This is a genomic window from Sphingorhabdus sp. (assembly GCF_044239665.1).
Taxonomy (GTDB): domain Bacteria; phylum Pseudomonadota; class Alphaproteobacteria; order Sphingomonadales; family Sphingomonadaceae; genus Sphingorhabdus_B.
The window spans coordinates 40,154-57,476 of record NZ_JBIIBA010000012.1; the positions used below are offsets into that span (position 1 = coordinate 40,154).

General features: G+C 55.7%; 16 protein-coding genes, 1 tRNA gene and 1 pseudogene. 9 read left to right on the top strand and 9 right to left on the bottom strand.

The features are described from left to right. The first annotated feature begins 16 nt into the window (after nucleotides 1–16). From ACILP3_RS05610 to ACILP3_RS05650, 9 genes are all read left to right on the top strand, one after another. Nucleotides 17–469: a PaaI family thioesterase gene (locus ACILP3_RS05610; protein ID WP_395615678.1), complete on the top strand. Its 453-nt coding sequence runs from the start codon at nucleotides 17–19 to the stop codon at nucleotides 467–469. Nucleotides 470–477: 8 nt separating this feature from the next. After that, nucleotides 478–1,590, top strand: a complete 1,113-nt coding sequence (gene zapE, locus ACILP3_RS05615; protein WP_395615692.1) for a cell division protein ZapE — start codon at nucleotides 478–480, stop codon at nucleotides 1,588–1,590. A gap of 24 nt (nucleotides 1,591–1,614) precedes the next feature. Further along, nucleotides 1,615–3,006, top strand: a complete 1,392-nt coding sequence (locus ACILP3_RS05620; protein WP_395615679.1) for a M20/M25/M40 family metallo-hydrolase — start codon at nucleotides 1,615–1,617, stop codon at nucleotides 3,004–3,006. Nucleotides 3,007–3,153: 147 nt separating this feature from the next. Beyond that, entirely contained in the window at nucleotides 3,154–4,116 is a 963-nt protein-coding gene (gene mdh, locus ACILP3_RS05625; protein ID WP_395615680.1) for a malate dehydrogenase, read from the top strand. 29 nt (nucleotides 4,117–4,145) lie between these two features. Continuing rightward, complete coding sequence (gene sucD / locus ACILP3_RS05630; protein WP_333568262.1) at nucleotides 4,146–5,030, top strand: succinate--CoA ligase subunit alpha; 885 nt, start codon at nucleotides 4,146–4,148, stop codon at nucleotides 5,028–5,030. Nucleotides 5,031–5,187: 157 nt separating this feature from the next. After that, nucleotides 5,188–8,019 (top strand): 2-oxoglutarate dehydrogenase E1 component, encoded by a 2,832-nt coding sequence (locus ACILP3_RS05635; protein ID WP_395615681.1) that lies wholly within the window; start codon nucleotides 5,188–5,190, stop codon nucleotides 8,017–8,019. Between the two features lie 10 nt (nucleotides 8,020–8,029). Then, nucleotides 8,030–9,262 (top strand): 2-oxoglutarate dehydrogenase complex dihydrolipoyllysine-residue succinyltransferase, encoded by a 1,233-nt coding sequence (gene odhB / locus ACILP3_RS05640; protein ID WP_395615682.1) that lies wholly within the window; start codon nucleotides 8,030–8,032, stop codon nucleotides 9,260–9,262. A gap of 12 nt (nucleotides 9,263–9,274) precedes the next feature. Further along, nucleotides 9,275–10,684 (top strand): dihydrolipoyl dehydrogenase, encoded by a 1,410-nt coding sequence (gene lpdA, locus ACILP3_RS05645; protein ID WP_395615683.1) that lies wholly within the window; start codon nucleotides 9,275–9,277, stop codon nucleotides 10,682–10,684. A gap of 32 nt (nucleotides 10,685–10,716) precedes the next feature. Next, nucleotides 10,717–11,310, top strand: a complete 594-nt coding sequence (locus ACILP3_RS05650) for a trimeric intracellular cation channel family protein (RefSeq protein WP_395615684.1) — start codon at nucleotides 10,717–10,719, stop codon at nucleotides 11,308–11,310. Here ACILP3_RS05650 and msrA read toward each other — a convergent pair whose 3' ends face one another. The 9 genes and pseudogenes from msrA to ACILP3_RS05695 form a co-directional block, all read right to left on the bottom strand. After that, nucleotides 11,311–12,012 (bottom strand): peptide-methionine (S)-S-oxide reductase MsrA, encoded by a 702-nt coding sequence (gene msrA, locus ACILP3_RS05655; protein ID WP_395615685.1) that lies wholly within the window; start codon nucleotides 12,010–12,012, stop codon nucleotides 11,311–11,313. It abuts the gene before it with no gap. Beyond that, nucleotides 12,009–12,164, bottom strand: coding sequence for a hypothetical protein (locus ACILP3_RS05660; protein WP_395615686.1), 156 nt, complete (start codon nucleotides 12,162–12,164; stop codon nucleotides 12,009–12,011). Before ACILP3_RS05660 ends, msrA begins: the two co-directional genes overlap by 4 nt. A gap of 95 nt (nucleotides 12,165–12,259) precedes the next feature. Continuing rightward, nucleotides 12,260–13,462 carry a pyridoxal phosphate-dependent aminotransferase gene (locus tag ACILP3_RS05665; RefSeq protein WP_395615693.1) on the bottom strand — a complete coding sequence of 401 codons (1,203 nt, stop codon included), beginning with the start codon at nucleotides 13,460–13,462 and terminating at the stop codon, nucleotides 12,260–12,262. Between the two features lie 67 nt (nucleotides 13,463–13,529). Continuing rightward, nucleotides 13,530–15,281, bottom strand: coding sequence for an aminodeoxychorismate synthase component I (pabB, locus tag ACILP3_RS05670; protein ID WP_395615687.1), 1,752 nt, complete (start codon nucleotides 15,279–15,281; stop codon nucleotides 13,530–13,532). Nucleotides 15,282–15,295: 14 nt separating this feature from the next. Beyond that, nucleotides 15,296–15,369: transfer RNA gene (locus ACILP3_RS05675), tRNA-Gly, on the bottom strand. A 53-nt stretch (nucleotides 15,370–15,422) separates the two neighbouring features. Further along, nucleotides 15,423–16,268 carry an S-formylglutathione hydrolase gene (fghA, locus tag ACILP3_RS05680; protein ID WP_395615688.1) on the bottom strand — a complete coding sequence of 282 codons (846 nt, stop codon included), beginning with the start codon at nucleotides 16,266–16,268 and terminating at the stop codon, nucleotides 15,423–15,425. Beyond that, nucleotides 16,265–16,771 (bottom strand): prolyl-tRNA synthetase associated domain-containing protein, encoded by a 507-nt coding sequence (locus ACILP3_RS05685; protein WP_395615689.1) that lies wholly within the window; start codon nucleotides 16,769–16,771, stop codon nucleotides 16,265–16,267. The genes fghA and ACILP3_RS05685 overlap by 4 nt, the downstream gene beginning before the upstream one ends. Nucleotides 16,772–16,784: 13 nt before the next feature. After that, nucleotides 16,785–17,165 (bottom strand): VOC family protein, encoded by a 381-nt coding sequence (locus ACILP3_RS05690; RefSeq protein ID WP_395615690.1) that lies wholly within the window; start codon nucleotides 17,163–17,165, stop codon nucleotides 16,785–16,787. A gap of 18 nt (nucleotides 17,166–17,183) precedes the next feature. Then, a pseudogene (locus tag ACILP3_RS05695) lies at nucleotides 17,184–17,323 on the bottom strand (S-(hydroxymethyl)glutathione dehydrogenase); the annotation flags it as partial.

Genomic DNA, 17,323 nt, shown 5'->3' on the forward strand with positions numbered 1-17,323 from the left:
TCGTTTAGGATTGCCGTTGGATAAACCAGCCTTTGACAGCAGCCCTGACCCTGATAATCCTGGGTGGCTAAAATGGCAGATGACAGATGCCAGCCGCTATAACGGTACCGTGCTTGGCAAAATGCTTGTGCGGCGGGAAGGTGATAATGATGTCCGGTTACGGATGTTTCCCGAGCATCGGCATACTAACCTCCAAAACTCTGTGCACGGCGGTGTCACGCTTGGCTTTATCGATGTGGCGATGTTTGCAGCTTCGCGCATGTTTGGCCTGATTGAGGCTGGTACCGCCGTAACCTTGGACCTCTCGGTGCAGTTCATGGGAGCCGGCGTCATTGGAACACCGCTTGAAGCAGAGGTTGAGCTGCTGAAGGAAACGGGCAGGCTGCTTTTTCTGCGCGGTGTTGTCACGCAAAATGAAGGCAGGATTGCCGCATTTTCTGGCACCATCCGTAAGCCGACAAAAAGATGAAGCCACGCATGCTTAGCGTCATTGCTAGATATGAATCGCTGGTCGTCGCGGGCGAACTAAAAGCGGACGCCGACCAAGCGAGTGCAGTCGCCGCGCTTGCCAAGGTGCAATCCGAGTTGGAGGCGGTTCCGCCACGTAGCAGCGGGATTTGGGGGCTCTTGCGGCGCAAGCCCGACCCTGCCCGTGGGCTTTATCTATGGGGCGGTGTTGGGCGCGGTAAATCCATGCTGATGGACCTGTTTTTCGACAGTGTGCAAATCCAGCTTAAGCGCCGCGCACATTTCCATGAATTCATGATCGACATTCATGCGCGGCTAAAGGCCGAGCGTGTGAAAGAAAAAGGCGACCCAATCCCTCCCATCGTCGCAGCGCTGGCCGACGAAGCGCAGTTGTTGTGCTTTGATGAAATGGTCGTGAACAATATGGCGGACGCAGCGATCATGTCACGGCTCTTTTCCGGCTTGATTGCAGCCGGTGTTACCGTTGTGACCACGTCGAACCGCCGCCCTGATGATCTCTATAAGGATGGCCTGAACCGGCAATTGTTTCTGCCCTTTATCGCGCTTGTGAAGGAAAGCCTCGATATCATGGCGCTGGATGGCCCAACCGATTACCGGCGCGACCGGTTGGGGGGAGCCAAAACTTGGCTAATACCCAATGGCGCCGATGCCACCGCCGCGCTGTCCGAAACCTTTTTCAAGATGACAGATTATCCACCCGAAGACCGCGCGCATGTCCCAACCCTAGAATTGGATGTTGGCGGCGGGCGGATGTTGCAGGTGCCCAAGGCGTTAAAGGGTGTCGCGGTATTTTCGTTCAAGCGCCTCTGTGCCGAAGCGCGCGGGGCAGCAGATTATCTTGCCATCGCCCGTCGATTTCATACGGTCATCATGGTCGGCATACCCGTTTTGGGACCCCATAATCGAAATGAAGCCGCGCGCTTTGTGACGTTGATCGATGCGTTATACGAATATCGGGTGAAGTTTCTGGCGAGCGCGGATGCGGAGCCGGACCATCTATACCCGCAAGGCGACGGGCGGTTTGAATTCGACCGCACCGTGTCCCGCCTGATGGAGATGCAGTCCGAAGATTATCTGGCGGAGGGGCATGGTCCGCGCTAACATCCCCAAATAAGGGAGAGAGACATGATCAGGCACAAGACATGGTTATTCGCAGGCTTATTGGCCGTCGCCAGTGCTGGGCACGCGCAGACACCGGACCCAAAGCATGCCGCCGAGCGTGACCTGTTTGCAAAGATTGTCGAAATTCCGACGGTAGAGGGGCAACCTGCAGAGTTCAAAAAGCTAACCAGCCTGTTGACGGCAGAATTCCGCAAAGCCGGAATCACAAATGTTGTCGTCAAGGATCATGACAACACACAAACATTGATTGCCCGCTGGCCCGCGGCCAAGCCGTCGGGCAAAAAGCCCATCTTGCTTATGGCGCACATGGATGTCGTTGCGGCCAAGGCAAGCGATTGGAAATATCCGCCGTTCCAATTCCGCGAAGAGGGTGGCTATTATCTGGGACGCGGATCGAATGACAATAAGGCGGCGTTGACGGGCATTGTCCTCGCCTTGCAATATTTGCGCGCTGAAAAATTTGCGCCAACGCGCGACATCATCGTCCTGTTTACAGGGGATGAAGAAACTGTCGGCAACGGTGCACGACGGGCGGTGAATGAATGGCGTGACCTGATTGACGCCGAATATGCGTTGAATGGCGATGCGGGTGGCGGCACGGTATTTCCAGATGGGCGCGTCGAAGGCTTCGGCATTCAGATTGCCGAAAAAACCTATGCAGATTTTCGTCTGACGGCAGTCAATCGCGGCGGACATAGCAGCGCTCCACGCCCTGATAACGCCATTTATGCACTTGCCAATGCATTGACCGCGGTTGAACGCCACCGCTTTCCGGCCATGATCAACGATGCCACCCGCGCCAGTTACGACAAGCTCGCCAAGGGCGATAGCGGCCAATATGGCGAGCTGGTGCGCCGCTTCCTTACCGACCCGCAGGACCGCGAGACGGCTGATTTGCTAGAAGCGATGGACCCCGGAAGCACCCGAACACGCTGCGTTGCGACCATGCTGTCGGGCGGGCATGCGCCAAATGCCTTACCGCAAAAGGCCGAAGCCAATGTGAACTGTCGCATCTTTCCAAGCGTCAAAATCGAAGAGGTCCGTCAGCAACTGCAGCTGCTAGCAGGGCCGGATGTATCCGTTTCCGCCATTGAGGGGTCGCAGACCCCCGAAACTGCACCATCGCCCATGCGCGACGACATATTGCAGGCTTACCGCGCGGCGGTTGCCACACGCTTCCCAGATGCGCCCGTGCTGCCATTCCAGTCCGCTGGCGCAACCGATGGCGCATTTTTGCGCGCCGCAGGTATCCCCGTTTATGGCTTTGGCGGCTTGTGGGGCATCGTTGGTCAGCGGGAAGGCGCCCATGGGTTAGATGAACGCGTCTGGGCAGAAGGCTTTCACGGCCAAGTGCCCATCTGGATGGAGATGTTGCGACGGGTGGCTGGCACCTGAAGGCTGCACTCCACCCACTAACGCTATTGCGAACTATTATCATAAAAACCCTTGTTTTCAACCTTTATTGGGTTGTCATCCCTAGCGATTCGGCGTAACGCCGCTGCAATTCCGCTATTAAAGCCTCAAGGGAAGGACAGTTTTTTCATGGCTCGCAAGAAAATTGCACTCATTGGCGCCGGTAACATCGGCGGCACCCTCGCCCATCTCGCAGCATTAAAGGGCCTTGGCGACGTCGTCCTTTTCGACGTTGTCGAAGGTGTGCCGCAGGGCAAAGCGCTTGACCTGTCGCAATGCGGCCCCGTTGAAGGTTTTGACGCCACGATCACGGGTGCCAATGATTATGCCGATATCGCCGGCGCAGATGTGATCATCGTCACCGCTGGTGTCGCCCGCAAGCCGGGTATGAGCCGTGATGATTTGCTTGGCATCAACCTGAAGGTGATGAAGGCCGTCGGCGAAGGCATCGCTGCCAACGCGCCAAACGCATTTGTCATCTGCATCACCAACCCGCTCGACGCGATGGTTTGGGCGTTGCGCGAATTTTCGGGCCTACCGCACCATATGGTGGTTGGTATGGCGGGCGTGCTGGACTCGGCGCGCTTCAGCCATTTCCTCGCGGATGAATTCAACGTGTCAGTGAAGGACGTGACCAGCTTCGTTCTCGGCGGCCATGGCGACACAATGGTGCCCGTCATTCAATACTCAACGGTCTCCGGCATTCCAGTGCCTGACCTGATCGCAATGGGCATGTCGACGCAGGAGCGGATTGACGCCATCGTACAACGCACGCGCAGCGGCGGCGGCGAAATCGTTGCGTTGCTGAAAACCGGCTCGGCTTATTACGCGCCCGCAACCAGCGGCATCGCAATGGCCGAAGCCTATCTTTACGATCAAAAGCGTGTCCTTCCAGCGGCAGTGCATTTGACCGGCCAGTACGGCGTCGACAATCTATATGTCGGGGTTCCTGTAATGATCGGCGCAGGCGGCGTCGAAAAGGTCGTCGAAATCGCGCTGGATGACGAAGCCAAATCCAACCTCGCCGTGAGCGTGGATGCGGTGAAGGAACTTCTGGTAGCCTGCAAGGCCATCGACCCGTCGCTTAACTAAGCGCAACCCATAAATTTCAGGAGACGTTTGTGAGCATCCTCGTCAATAAAAATACTAAGATCATCACGCAGGGCATGACCGGCGCTACAGGTACATTCCATACCGAACAGGCGCTGGCTTATGGCTCGCAAATGGTTGGCGGCGTTACCCCGGGTAAGGGTGGAACAACGCATATCGGCCTGCCAATGTTCGACACCGTGCTTGAAGCCAAGCAAGTAACGGGCGCGGATGCATCGGTTGTATATGTACCACCACCCTTTGCTGCGGACTCAATCCTTGAAGCCATTGACGCAGAAATTCCTTTGATCGTCTGCATCACCGAAGGCATTCCTGTGCTCGACATGGTGAAGGTAAAGCGCGCGCTTTCGGGTTCGAAGTCGCGCCTGATTGGTCCAAACTGCCCTGGCGTTTTGACACCGAACGAATGCAAAATCGGCATCATGCCTGGCAGCATTTTCTCAGCAGGCTCGGTTGGCGTTGTGTCGCGTTCGGGTACCTTGACCTATGAAGCCGTATTCCAGACAACCGCAGAAGGCCTTGGCCAAACGACTGCGGTCGGCATTGGTGGTGATCCGGTCAACGGCACAAACTTCATTGATTGCCTTGAACTGTTTCTCGCAGACGATGCCACCAAGTCGATCATCATGATCGGCGAGATTGGCGGCAGCGCGGAAGAAGAAGCTGCGCAGTTCCTGATCGACGAAGCCAAGAAGGGCCGTAAAAAGCCAATGGCTGGTTTCATCGCCGGACGCACCGCGCCTCCAGGTCGCCGTATGGGCCATGCTGGCGCCATCGTATCGGGCGGCAAGGGCGACGCCGAGAGCAAGATTGCAGCGATGGAAGCCGCAGGCATTCGCGTATCGCCATCGCCATCCTTGCTCGGCAAGACATTGGTCGAGGTTTTAAAGGGTTGAATTTCATCCTCCCCGCTTGCGGGGAGGTAGCAACCGGCGCGCAAGCACCGGATGACGGGGGGCCTTCCGTCTGACGCTGGGTTAGAGCGGCATACCCCCTCCACCATCCTTTGGATGGTTCCCCTCCCCGCTCACGGGGAGGAATTGGAGAAGTTGGATGGGTGTAGAAAACCAGGATTTCGAAATAGAGCGCGGGCCGAGCTGGGAACGTGCCAACTGGCCATTGTCGGCGACGGACGATTTAACCGCCTCGCTTGACCCCACGCAGATGGCGGTCGAGGTGAAGGCTGCAGCAAAGGCCGCTGGCAAGCCAATGGCAGAGGCCGACGCCGTTGCTGCGGCGAGCGATTCCATTCGCGCGATGATGCTCGTGCGCACATACAGGGTGCGCGGACATTTGGCCGCCAATCTTGATCCGCTGGGCCTGTCAAAACAGGATATCCCTGCTGATCTAACGCCAGAATATCATGGTTTTTCAGGTCCAGACTTGGATAAACGGGTCTATGTTGGCGGCACGCTTGGGCTGGAATGGACCACGGTCCGCGAGCTCGTCGATACGCTGCGCGCCAATTATTGCGGCGCTGTCGGTCTTGAATATATGCATATTTCCGACGTCGAAGAGCGCCGGTTCCTGCAGGAACGGATGGAGGGCAAGGACGCCGCTATCCAATTCACACCCGAAGGCAAAAAAGCCATTCTCGGCAAGGTTATCGAAGCCGAGCAGTATGAGAAATTCCTTGGTCGCAAATATGTCGGCACCAAGCGTTTCGGTCTTGATGGCGGCGAGTCCATGATACCGGCGTTAGAAGCTGTTATCAAATATGGTGGTCAGCTTGGCGTGCGTGAAATCGTCTATGGCATGCCGCATCGTGGCCGTTTGAACGTGCTCGCCAACGTGATGGCCAAGCCATATCGCATCATTTTTCACGAATTTTCCGGCGGCAGCGCGAACCCCGATGATGTCGGCGGCTCAGGCGATGTGAAATACCATCTTGGCACCAGCACCGACCGCGAGTTTGACGGTATCAAAGTGCATATGAGCCTTGTGCCGAACCCGTCGCACCTTGAGGCCGTAAATCCCGTGGTCTTGGGCAAGGTACGCGCCAATCAGACGGCGCGCGATGATTTGGGCAAGCATGAGCAAGTGTTGCCCGTGCTGCTACACGGCGATGCCGCATTTGCTGGACAAGGCATTGTGTGGGAATGCCTCGGCTTTTCCGGCATTCGTGGATATAATACCGGTGGTTGCTTGCACTTCATCGTGAACAACCAGGTCGGTTTTACCACCAGCCCGCAATATGCGCGATCATCGCCTTATCCGTCCGACGTTGCAAAGGGGGTCCAGGCGCCAATTTTCCACGTCAATGGCGACGATCCCGAGGCGGTAACATTCGCCTGCAAGATTGCGATTGAGTTTCGCCAGACGTTCCATCGCGATATCGTCATCGACATGTGGTGCTACCGCCGCTTTGGCCATAATGAAGGCGATGAACCCGGTTTCACGCAACCATTGATGTACAAAGTCATCAAGAACCATCCTGCGGTAAGCACTCTTTACGCACAGCGCCTTCAGGCCGAAGGCGTCATCGACGCCAATTGGTCAGATGAACACGCGATGCGCTTTGTCCAAGCGCTTGAGCAAGAATTTGCCAGTGCCGCAGACTATAAAGCGAACGCTGCCGATTGGTTTGGTGGCCGCTGGTCTGGCCTATCCAAACCCGCTGATCCCGAAACGGCTCGGCGTAACGTGCCAACAGGTATCACGCGCAAATTGTTTGACAGCCTTGGCCGCACGCTCACCACTGTGCCCGAAGGCCACAACATCCACCCGACATTGAACCGTGTGCTGGATGCCAAGAAAACGATGTTCACCTCTGGCGAAAATTTCGATTGGGCAACGGGCGAAGCGCTTGCCTTCGGGTCGCTGCTTTCCGAGGGCTATGGGGTGCGTTTGTCGGGTCAGGATTCCGGTCGCGGCACATTCAGCCAGCGGCACGGTGTCTGGGTGGATCAAACAACCGAAGAAAAATATGTACCGCTGTCCACCTTGCCGCATGGCCGGTTTGAAATCCTCGACAGCCCCTTATCCGAATTCGGCGTACTCGGTTTTGAATATGGCTATGCAGGCGCTGAGCCTAAAACATTGGTTCTGTGGGAAGCGCAATTTGGCGACTTCGTGAATGGCGCGCAGACAATGATCGACCAGTTTATTGCGTCGGGTGAAGCCAAATGGCTGCGCGCCAATGGCTTGGTGATGCTGTTGCCGCATGGCTATGAAGGCCAAGGACCAGAGCATAGCTCGGCGCGGTTGGAACGCTTTCTGCAATTATGCGCAGAGGACAATATCCAAGTCGCCAATTGCACCACGCCAGCCAATTATTTCCATTTGCTGCGCCGTCAAATGGCGCGGCCATTCCGCAAGCCACTTGTCGTCATGACGCCAAAGTCTCTTTTGCGGCATAAGCTCGCAGTTTCCAAGGCAGAGGATTTCCAAGGCGAAAGCCACTTCATGCGGATATTGTCCGATACGAATGCCCCTGCCGACAAGGATGTGAAGCGGCTGATTTTATGCTCTGGCAAGATCGCCTATGACCTGATGGAAGCCCGCGACGCATCAGGTGACAAGAATACCAGCATTGTGCGTATTGAGCAGCTTTATCCGTTTCCAACAGAGCCGTTGATCGTCCGCTTGAAGCGTATGACCAATTTGGAAGAACTGGTTTGGGCACAAGAAGAGCCGCGCAACGCCGGAAGCTGGTCATTCGTTGATCCGTATTTGGAAGAATGCCTTATCGAAGCCAATGTTGGCCCCACACGCGCACGTTACGCCGGACGCAGGGCCGCAGCAGCGACGGCAACCGGTCTTGCGAAGCGCCATCAGGCCGAGCAGGCCGCATTGGTTGCTGAAGCGTTAGGCCATAATGTCCGCGAAGAAATCCGCCGCCAGCGTTCCGGTGGCAAGAAACCAATCACCCCTCCATCCGCGTGAGGATTAGATTATGAGCACTGAAGTCAAAGTCCCCGTATTGGGCGAGTCCATCACTGAAGCAACGCTTGGTCAATGGTTGAAGAAACCGGGCGAAGCGGTAGCTGTTGACGAACCGATTGCCAGCCTTGAAACCGACAAGGTTGCGGTCGAAGTGCCGTCACCTGTTGCCGGCATCATGGGCGCTTATGCCGTCGAAGAAGGCGCGACCGTGAATGTGGGCGCAGTCATTGGCTCCATTGATGCAGGAACCGGTGCGGCCGCGCCCGTTGCTGCCCCAGCACGCCCTGCAGCCGCAGCGGCAGTCGCACCAGCGGTGACAACAACCGCTGCACCCGCCGCCGATGCAGAAAATAGCGACCTGCCACTTTCACCCGCCGTGCGCCGCCTCGTGTTGGAACTGGGCATTGACCCAAGCAAGATCAAAGGCACGGGTAAGGACGGTCGCCTAACGAAGGAAGATGTATTGGCCGCGGCCAAGGGCGCGCCTGCGCCATCTGCCGACGCAACCGTCGCCGCTGCGCTAACGACGCAGGCAACCAGCGGACGTCAGGAAGAGCGCGTGAAAATGACACGTTTGCGCCAGACCATCGCCAAGCGCCTGAAGTCCGCGCAAGACACTGCAGCCTTGCTGACGACGTTCAACGATGTCGACATGTCAGCGGTGATGGAAGCGCGGGCGACCTACAAAGATTTGTTTGAAAAGAAGCATGGAGTCCGCTTGGGCTTCATGGGCTTCTTCACCAAGGCCGTAGCCTTGGCTGCGCGCGATGTGCCAGCGGTTAATGCGAAGATTGAAGGCGATGAAATCGTCTATCACAATTATCTCGACGTATCTGTCGCAGTGAGCGCACCCAACGGCCTTGTGGTGCCTGTCGTGCGCAATGCCGATGCCATGAGCTTTGCGCAGATTGAAAAAGCAATTGGTGACTTCGGTGCAAAGGCCAAGGCCGGCACCTTGACGATGGATGACATGTCCGGCGGGACCTTTACCATTTCAAATGGCGGCGTGTTCGGCAGTCTGATGTCGACGCCCATCATCAACCCCCCACAATCGGCAGTGCTCGGCCTGCATCGTATTGAAGACCGCGCCGTTGTCCGTGATGGACAGGTTGTTGTCCGCCCGATGATGTATCTGGCGTTAAGCTATGACCACCGCCTCATCGATGGGCGTGAGGCTGTTACCTTCCTGAAGATCGTCAAAGAGGCGATTGAAGACCCGACCCGGTTGTTGATCGACCTTTAAGGAGCCTGAGCCATGGCAGAACATGATTATGACCTGATCGTTATTGGCGCAGGTCCAGGTGGCTATGTCGCCGCAATCCGCGCCGCCCAATTGGGGCTGAAGACCGCCTGTGTGGAAAGCCGCGAGACCTTGGGTGGCACTTGCCTGAACGTCGGATGCATTCCATCCAAGGCTTTGCTGCATGCGTCGGAAATGTTTCATGAAGCGCAATCGGGTTCGCTGGCGAAATTCGGCATCGATTTTTCGGGCGTATCGCTCAACCTCGACCAAATGCATGCCGAAAAGGCAAAAGCCGTTGGTGAGTTGACTGGCGGTATTGAGTTTCTGTTCAAGAAGAACAAGGTCGATTGGTTAAAAGGCCATGCGGCGTTTACCTCTGCCAACAGTCTGGATGTTGGTGGTAAAAGCTACACCGCAAAAAATATCATGATCGCAACAGGGTCGTCGGTTACGCCATTGCCCGGCGTCGAGATTGACCAGAAGGTTATTGTTGATTCCACTGGCGCGCTTACCTTGCCAAAGGTGCCAAAGCATTTGGTGGTCATTGGCGGCGGGGTTATTGGCCTTGAGCTTGGCAGCGTATGGCTGCGCCTTGGCGCACAAGTCACCGTGGTTGAATATCTCGACCAGATTTTGCCTGGTATGGACGGCGAAGTCCGCAAGGAAGCGGCAAAGATTTTCAAGAAGCAAGGCTTCAATATCCGCACGGGTACAAAGGTCACAGGCGCAACCATCAAGGGCGGAACTGCAACACTCACCGTTGAACCCGCTGCGGGCGGCGCTAGCGAAACAATTGAAGCCGATTGCGTCCTAGTCGCCATTGGTCGCCGCGCGAACACCGATGGCCTTGCGTTGGATAAGGCTGGGCTTACCGTTAATGCGCGCGGCCAGATTGAGATCGGCCATGATTTCCAAACGAGCGTTCCCGGTATTTATGCCGTGGGCGACGTCTGCCCTGGCCCAATGCTTGCGCACAAAGCAGAGGATGAAGGTATTGCGGCGGCAGAATTTGTCGCTGGCCTGACCGGAATCGTTAACCATGACGTCATTCCAGGGGTGGTCTATACCTATCCTGAAATCGCTAGTGTTGGTTTGACCGAAGAAGAAGCCAAGGAAAAAGCGGCTGCGTCGGGTGGTGAAATCAAGGTCGGTAAATTCCCAATGATGGCGAATAGCCGAGCAAAGACCAACCGTGACACCGACGGTTTTGTGAAGGTCATTGCCGACGCGAAAACCGACCGCGTTTTGGGCGTCCACATCATTGCGTCAATTGCTGGAGCCATGATTGCCGAAGCGTGCACGGCGATGGAATTTGGCGCAACATCCGAAGATATTGCTTATACCTGCCACGCACACCCGACACATGCCGAAGCATTGAAGGAAGCGGCCATGGCGGTGACGGGCAAGCCGATCCATATGTAATGGTAACGCAAGCGGTCCAAATCGCGCCGGCCATGATTTCATGGCTGGACCTATTTGGTATCGCTGTTTTTGCGGCATCTGGCGCGCTGGCAGCGGCACAGCGGCAACAGACGTTGGTGACCTTCTCCTTCTTTGCGCTGATTACGGGTGTTGGCGGCGGTACCGTGCGCGACTTGTTGATTGGTGCGCCGGTTTTCTGGGTTCAGGATTGGCGTTTTGCCGCAACATGCCTGTTGATGGCAGGGTTGGTTTGGGTCACACCGCGCCATGTCTGGAACGCCCGCGCACTCGATTGGTTTGATGCTGTAGGGATTGCCATTTACGCGGTGTTTGGCACCTGGAAATCGCTCACGCTTGGGGTGCCTTTATTGCCCGCAATGATGATGGGCGTCATCACCGCTTGTGTTGGCGGCATCATCCGTGATGTCTTGGCGGGTGAGCCTTCCATTCTACTTAAACCTGAAATTTACGTGACTGCGGCGGCGCTCGCCTCAGGCCTGTTCGGGCTATTGATATATCTAGGCATATCCGTGTTGCCAGCTGCGGGGATTAGCGCGCTGGCAGGCTTTGCCTTACGCGCCATGGCCATTTGGAAGGGCTGGGCTATCCCCGCCTACCGCGGATGATTAACGCAGGCGGTTGCCGAATAGTCGTTTAAGATTGGCGATTTTCGGCTTATCCCATTGGACAATATAGGGATGCCGCGGGTTCTTCGCCATGAAGTCCTGATGATAGGTTTCGGCAGGAAAGAAGCTGAAAGGTTCAAGCTTTGTGGCAATAGGCTTCTTCCAATAAGCAGCCTTATCCAATTGCGCGATATAGGCGCGTGCCGCATTTTCCTGCGCTGCATTGGCGGGGAAAATGGCCGTGCGATATTGGCTGCCACGGTCGGGGCCCTGCCGGTTTAATTGGGTCGGGTCGTGCGACACCGAAAAGAAAATGTGCAGTAAATCATCATAGCTGACAATCGCCGGATTATAATAAATGCGCACGGATTCCGCGTGCTTTGTGCGACCGGCACTGACGAGGTCGTAGTCGGCAGTCGCTTTGGTATCCCCAGAATAGCCGGACTCAACGCGGGTCACGCCCTTCACACGCTCAAATACAGCCTCAATGCCCCAAAAACAGCCACCGGCGAATATTGCAACCTGTTGTGTTTTGGGTTCGACAATGCGAGCGACAGGTGCGGCTATGCGAAGGCCCTCAGTGGCATGCGCGCTGCCGATTGGCGTTCCTGCGTCGGACCCGCAAGCCGTCACGAGGCAAAGTAGCAACGCCGCATTCAACGTGTGAATGATATGTTTAGCGGCGCTGTGCCGACTTTTCATGATGCGTCGATGGTAATGGAATGCGCGGCTTCGGCCGCTGTATGGTTTGCAACGGCAGGCTTTATGAGCGTCAGGCCGACAATGCCAAGAGCAAAGCCACCCAAGAGACTTAGGAACAGGTCTGATCGCAGAAAGTTGAAAATGCTGGCCATCTCTTACCTCTCTTTTCCGCCGTCCAATTTGAAGTCCAGAGCAGAAGCGGGATTAAACGCAGCTGAACGCAATCCATTTCCCCTATTTGGCGCGCTTAGGTCAATGCAGCACAGGCCGCTTGAATACGCAGGCATGCTTCCTTCAAAATGTCCGCTGATGTGGCATAAGAAATCCGGAAACCTGGTGATAAACCAAAAGCCCCGCCATGCACCGCGGCAACGCGATATTCGTCGAGAAAATAATCGATAAGATCGGCGTCTGTTTGAATAATTTTACCTTGGGGCGTTTTCTTACCCATCACGCCCGATGCGTCTGGATATACGTAAAAGGCACCCTCGGGCGTGGGGCAGCTCAACCCTGGCGCATCGTTCAACATCGCCACCACAAGGTCCCTGCGTTCACGAAAAGCGATGTTACGTTCGCGCAGGAAATCTTGCGGGCCGTTCAACGCCGCCAACACTGCATATTGGCTGATCGAGCAAGGGTTGCTGGTCGACTGCGACTGCAAATCGGCCATGGCCTTAATGAGCCACGCTGGCCCCCCTGCATAGCCAATCCTCCAACCCGTCATCGCATAGGATTTGGATGCGCCATTCATGGTCAGCGTGCGGTCATATAAGTCAGGACACACTTGCAGCATCGTCGCAAACGGCTTGGGCGCATACCAGATATGCTCATACATATCGTCGGACAACAGCATGACGTGCGGATGCTTCAGCAGCACTTCTCCAAGCGCCTTAAGTTCCTCCGCATCATAAGCCGCACCTGTGGGGTTTGATGGCGAATTCAAGATGAGCCAGCGTGTCTTTGGCGTGATGGCGGCATCAAGCTGATCGGGGGTGATTTTATAATTTTGCGCCGCAGTGGCCATGATGATGACTGGTGTGCCACCCGCAAATTGCACAATGTCGGGATAGCTCACCCAATATGGCGCGGGGATGATGACCTCATCGCCGACATCAATGGTGGCGACAAGCGCGTTGAACAAAGTGTGCTTACCGCCCGAATTTACAGTAATCTGCTTTGGCGTATAATCGATATTGTTGTCGCGCTTGAACTTGGCGATGATTGCCTGCTTGAGGGGCGCAATGCCGTCAACGGCAGTGTATTTCGTCATCCCATCGCGGATCGCCTGAATGGCAGCATCCTTGACGAAGTCTGGCGTGTCAAAATCGGGCTCTCCAGCAGACAGGCCGATGACATCAATGCCTTGCGATTTCAGGTCAATGACGCGGCCTGACATGGCAAGTGTCGCAGAAGGAGCAATCCGCCCGAGGGCAGCCGACAGATGGTCAATCATCATCATACTTTCGCGGAATTATTGAACAGAAATTGCGTGTCTGCCCCTAATGGCTCATCAAAAGTTACGCAACCCTGTTGGCTCTAATCAATCCGCGCACGCTGTTGCCGACCCAAAAACCGTCAGACAAATCTTCTATTCTCAGATCGGCTTCGAACGCTTTTCCCGACGCAAGCAGTTCACGACGCAATATGGAAGGCAGCAATCCGGTTTCTAAGCGCGGGGTCAATAACTTGCCATCGCGCTCGACAAAGACAGCGGTGATACTGCCTTCGGTAAGCAAGCCGTCGCGGCCCACAAAAACCACTTCATCGCAATCAGGCCGTGATTTGCGGGCTTCATCGTAAAAGGCTCGGTCGGAAATTTTATGCCGCAACCGATAATCACCTGCATCGACGGGCAATGGCACTACACCAACCCGCCACTCGGTTACATCTTCCAACGGCCAAATCTCAACTGCCTGCGCGCCATGCCGCGATACCATCAGGCGTATTTTGGAGAGACGCTCGAGGTGGAAAATACTTGCGTGTAAGCGGTTGCGCAGTTCGTGCCGGTCAAATTCAAAACCAAAGGCCGCCGCACTGCATTTCATCCGTTCCAGATGATCCTCTAACCGCAAGATACCTGTCATCGGTTCAAACCGCATCGTTTCGATAAGGTCAAAACCATGATTTTCGACTTTGGCGAAATTCCCCTTAGCCAAACACTCGGCCCATTCATCTGCTTCGATGGAATCAGCCACCACGCCAGATCCTAAGCCAAGCGAGAGGGACTTTGTTTCTTCACACACCGTAAATGTACGAATAGCAACGTTGAATGCCGCGTCGCCATTGGCATCTATCCGGCCGATGGAGCCGCAATATATGCCACGTGGCGCAGCTTCGACCTCTTTGACCACTTGCATGGCGCGGATTTTTGGTGCCCCTGTGATGGAGCCGCAGGGAAACAACGCCTTTATAACGTCAATGGCATCCCGCCCATCGGCTAGCACGCCAGTGACCGTAGAGGTCATCTGGTGAACGGTGGGGTAGCTTTCAACATGGAAGAGTTCCGGTACCTTCACGCTGCCCGCCGAGCAGACGCGCGATAAGTCATTACGCAACAGATCAACAATCATCAGATTTTCGGCCCGTTGCTTGGGGTCCATGCGCAAATGCTCGGCTGCAAGTGCATCTGCGACTGAATCGGTCAGCCGCTGCGCCGTCCCCTTCATGGGCTTTGTTGTAATCCTTTGGTCTTTCAACGCAAAAAACAACTCTGGAGAGAACGACAGATAATGCGTGTGTCCGGTCCAGATTACGCCTCCATAACCAGCGCGGGCGCGGGCGCGCAATGCGGCGTATAAAGCCAACGGGTCGCCAGCATAATCAGCTGTCAGCGGGAAGGTCAGATTGGCCTGATAGATATCCCCAGCGCAGATATACTCCTGCACCGTGGCAAAGGCCCGACTATAGTCGGCGCGCGATATGCTCGGACGCAGTTCAGACAGCCAAATGCCCGCAGTGTCGGGCAAAAGTGGTGGCACAGCATCTGCAGATATCGCTATGAAATCATTAAATAATCCGAACCATGCCAGCAATCCGGATGGCGCAGGGGTCAGGTTGGGCAACAGATGCACACCAGCCTCATAGCCGAAAAATCCGGCTGCATGCAGGCCATCTTTTCGCGCTTGCCCAAGCGCGTCCAGTAAAGCGCTTAGCCCGTCAGCATTATAAGCTGTTAGAACTTCGACCGGATTTATATAAAGCCGCGCAGGTGATGCACCGTGCGTCCGTGCATCATCGAGCAGAACGAAAGGCCCCTCCGCAGGGATCATGCGGTGGTGGTATTTGGAGCGGGTGAGGGGAATCGAACCCCCGTATTCAGCTTGGGAAGCTGCTGCTCTACCATTGAGCTACACCCGCGCAACATTTGGTATTTTACCCTGTCGGATAGGATTTTGCCAATGCCCAAAATCCTAGCCTTTCAAGCGCTCAGCATGCCAAGTAAGATGCTCGCCCATGAAGGTTGAGATGAAATAATAGCTGTGGTCATATCCTGGCTGCATGCGGATAGTCGCTGGCTGACCTACCGCAGCACACTGCTCGGTAAGCAAATGCGTCTTGAGCTGTGCCTCCAAGAAATTGTCATCGCTGCCTTGGTCAACCAAAAGGTCAGGCAGGCGCGCACCGTCGGCAATCAACGCAACGCTGTCATACGCGCGCCACTGCGCTCGGTCTTGCCCGATATAGCCGCCCAGCGCTTTTTCACCCCAAGGGCAGTTTAAAGGCGACACGATCGGCGCAAGCGCGGATGTTGAGCGGAACCGCTTTGGGTTCCGCAGGCTGATGGTCAACGCGCCATGTCCGCCCATCGAATGCCCCATAATCGCTTGCCGCTGCATATCGGCGGGAAAATGTGCCGCAATGATGGTGGGCAGTTCATTTTCGATATAATCTTGCATCCGGTAGTGCTGGTCGAATGGCGCTTGCGTCGCGTTGACGTAAAAGCCCGCGCCAAGACCGAAATCATAAGCGGCTTCGGCATCGTCAGGGACACCCTCACCACGGGGGCTGGTGTCCGGCGCGATGAAGATCAAGCCCAGTTCGGCACATGCCCGGCGAAACTCACCCTTCTCGGTGACATTAGCGTGGGTGCAGGTTAGGCCCGACAGAAACCAAACGATCGGAAGCTTTGCGCCCTCTTTATGTGGGGGTACATAGACCGAAAAGGTCATGTCGGTACCCGTGACCGCCGATGCGTGGCGATACACACCTTGAACGCCGCCAAAAGCAACGTTGGTGGACACAGTTTCTATGGTCATGCGGACTCCAATGTCGGGATAGATTTTATGAGAGGGGGATGGCGCCAAAAGGTCAGCGCCCGAACAAGGTCATCGGGCGCCAGCCCAAGGGTCGCATTGTTGCGCAGCGGGTGGCAATTGATAAGCTCTGCTGCCATCAACGATTCATCTAGGACGAACCGGACGACGCCAGCGGAATCATTGATCGCGGCCAATGCCGTGACCGATCCTGGCGTGATGCCCAGCAAGCGCTCCATATCCTCCGCCTTGCCAAAGCTGACGCGGCCGCACTCGATTGCAGCAGGCAACGCCTTTAGGTCAACGCGGGCATCTGCTGGAACGGTCACGAGATAATAATCCCCCGCTTTGTCCTTGAGGAACAGATTCTTGGTATGCGCACCGGGGATTGCATCATTATGCGCGCTACTTTCGGCCACGGTAAACACCGCTGGATGTTCATAGACCTTATGGGCGACGCCGAGCGCAGCTAGGTCATTATAAAGCTGCGCTTCGGCATCGGTCATAGCTTTAATCTTATCAGTCTGTGATGCGATGCAAGGCGCACAGCTTGTTGCCATCGGGGTCGCGCAAATAAGCGAGATACATTTTCATGCCGCCGCCTTCGCGAATGCCGGGCGCATCTTCAATCGCCACGCCGCCATTGTCGACGCCGGCCTGATGCCATGCATTGGCTTGGTCTGGGGTCATAGCAAAACCAACCGTCGAGCCATTGCCATGCGTTGCCGGATTGCCGTCGATTGGTGCTGTCACCAGAAACAACGATCCATTGTGCATATAGATCAAACGGCCTTTAGGATCTTGGACCCCTGGCTTTCCGCCCATGGCGGCAAAGGTTGCATCGTAGAATTTTTTTGAACGGGCAATATCATTACTGCCGACCATCATGTGACTAAACATCTTCTTTTCTCCCTTGGATTAAAACACCACCACGCTGCGGATGCTTGTTCCCGCATGCATTAATTCGAACGCTTTGTTGATCTCTTCCAGACCCATGACATGGGTGATCATGGGGTCAATCTCGATCTTGCCGGTCATATACATGTCGACAATCTTGG

What these genes read in the sequence shown, in the direction of transcription:
- ACILP3_RS05635 (WP_395615681.1), top strand. Translation starts at nt 5,188, where the DNA reads ATGGGTGTAGAAAACCAGGATTTCGAAATAGAGCGCGGGCCGAGCTGG.
- ACILP3_RS05620 (WP_395615679.1), top strand. Translation starts at nt 1,615, where the DNA reads ATGATCAGGCACAAGACATGGTTATTCGCAGGCTTATTGGCCGTCGCC.
- msrA (WP_395615685.1), bottom strand. Translation starts at nt 12,012, where the DNA reads ATGAAAAGTCGGCACAGCGCCGCTAAACATATCATTCACACGTTGAAT.
- mdh (WP_395615680.1), top strand. Translation starts at nt 3,154, where the DNA reads ATGGCTCGCAAGAAAATTGCACTCATTGGCGCCGGTAACATCGGCGGC.
- lpdA (WP_395615683.1), top strand. Translation starts at nt 9,275, where the DNA reads ATGGCAGAACATGATTATGACCTGATCGTTATTGGCGCAGGTCCAGGT.
- zapE (WP_395615692.1), top strand. Translation starts at nt 478, where the DNA reads ATGCTTAGCGTCATTGCTAGATATGAATCGCTGGTCGTCGCGGGCGAA.
- odhB (WP_395615682.1), top strand. Translation starts at nt 8,030, where the DNA reads ATGAGCACTGAAGTCAAAGTCCCCGTATTGGGCGAGTCCATCACTGAA.
- ACILP3_RS05660 (WP_395615686.1), bottom strand. Translation starts at nt 12,164, where the DNA reads ATGGCCAGCATTTTCAACTTTCTGCGATCAGACCTGTTCCTAAGTCTC.
- ACILP3_RS05685 (WP_395615689.1), bottom strand. Translation starts at nt 16,771, where the DNA reads ATGACCGATGCCGAAGCGCAGCTTTATAATGACCTAGCTGCGCTCGGC.
- fghA (WP_395615688.1), bottom strand. Translation starts at nt 16,268, where the DNA reads ATGACCATAGAAACTGTGTCCACCAACGTTGCTTTTGGCGGCGTTCAA.
- pabB (WP_395615687.1), bottom strand. Translation starts at nt 15,281, where the DNA reads ATGATCCCTGCGGAGGGGCCTTTCGTTCTGCTCGATGATGCACGGACG.
- ACILP3_RS05650 (WP_395615684.1), top strand. Translation starts at nt 10,717, where the DNA reads ATGATTTCATGGCTGGACCTATTTGGTATCGCTGTTTTTGCGGCATCT.
- ACILP3_RS05690 (WP_395615690.1), bottom strand. Translation starts at nt 17,165, where the DNA reads ATGTTTAGTCACATGATGGTCGGCAGTAATGATATTGCCCGTTCAAAA.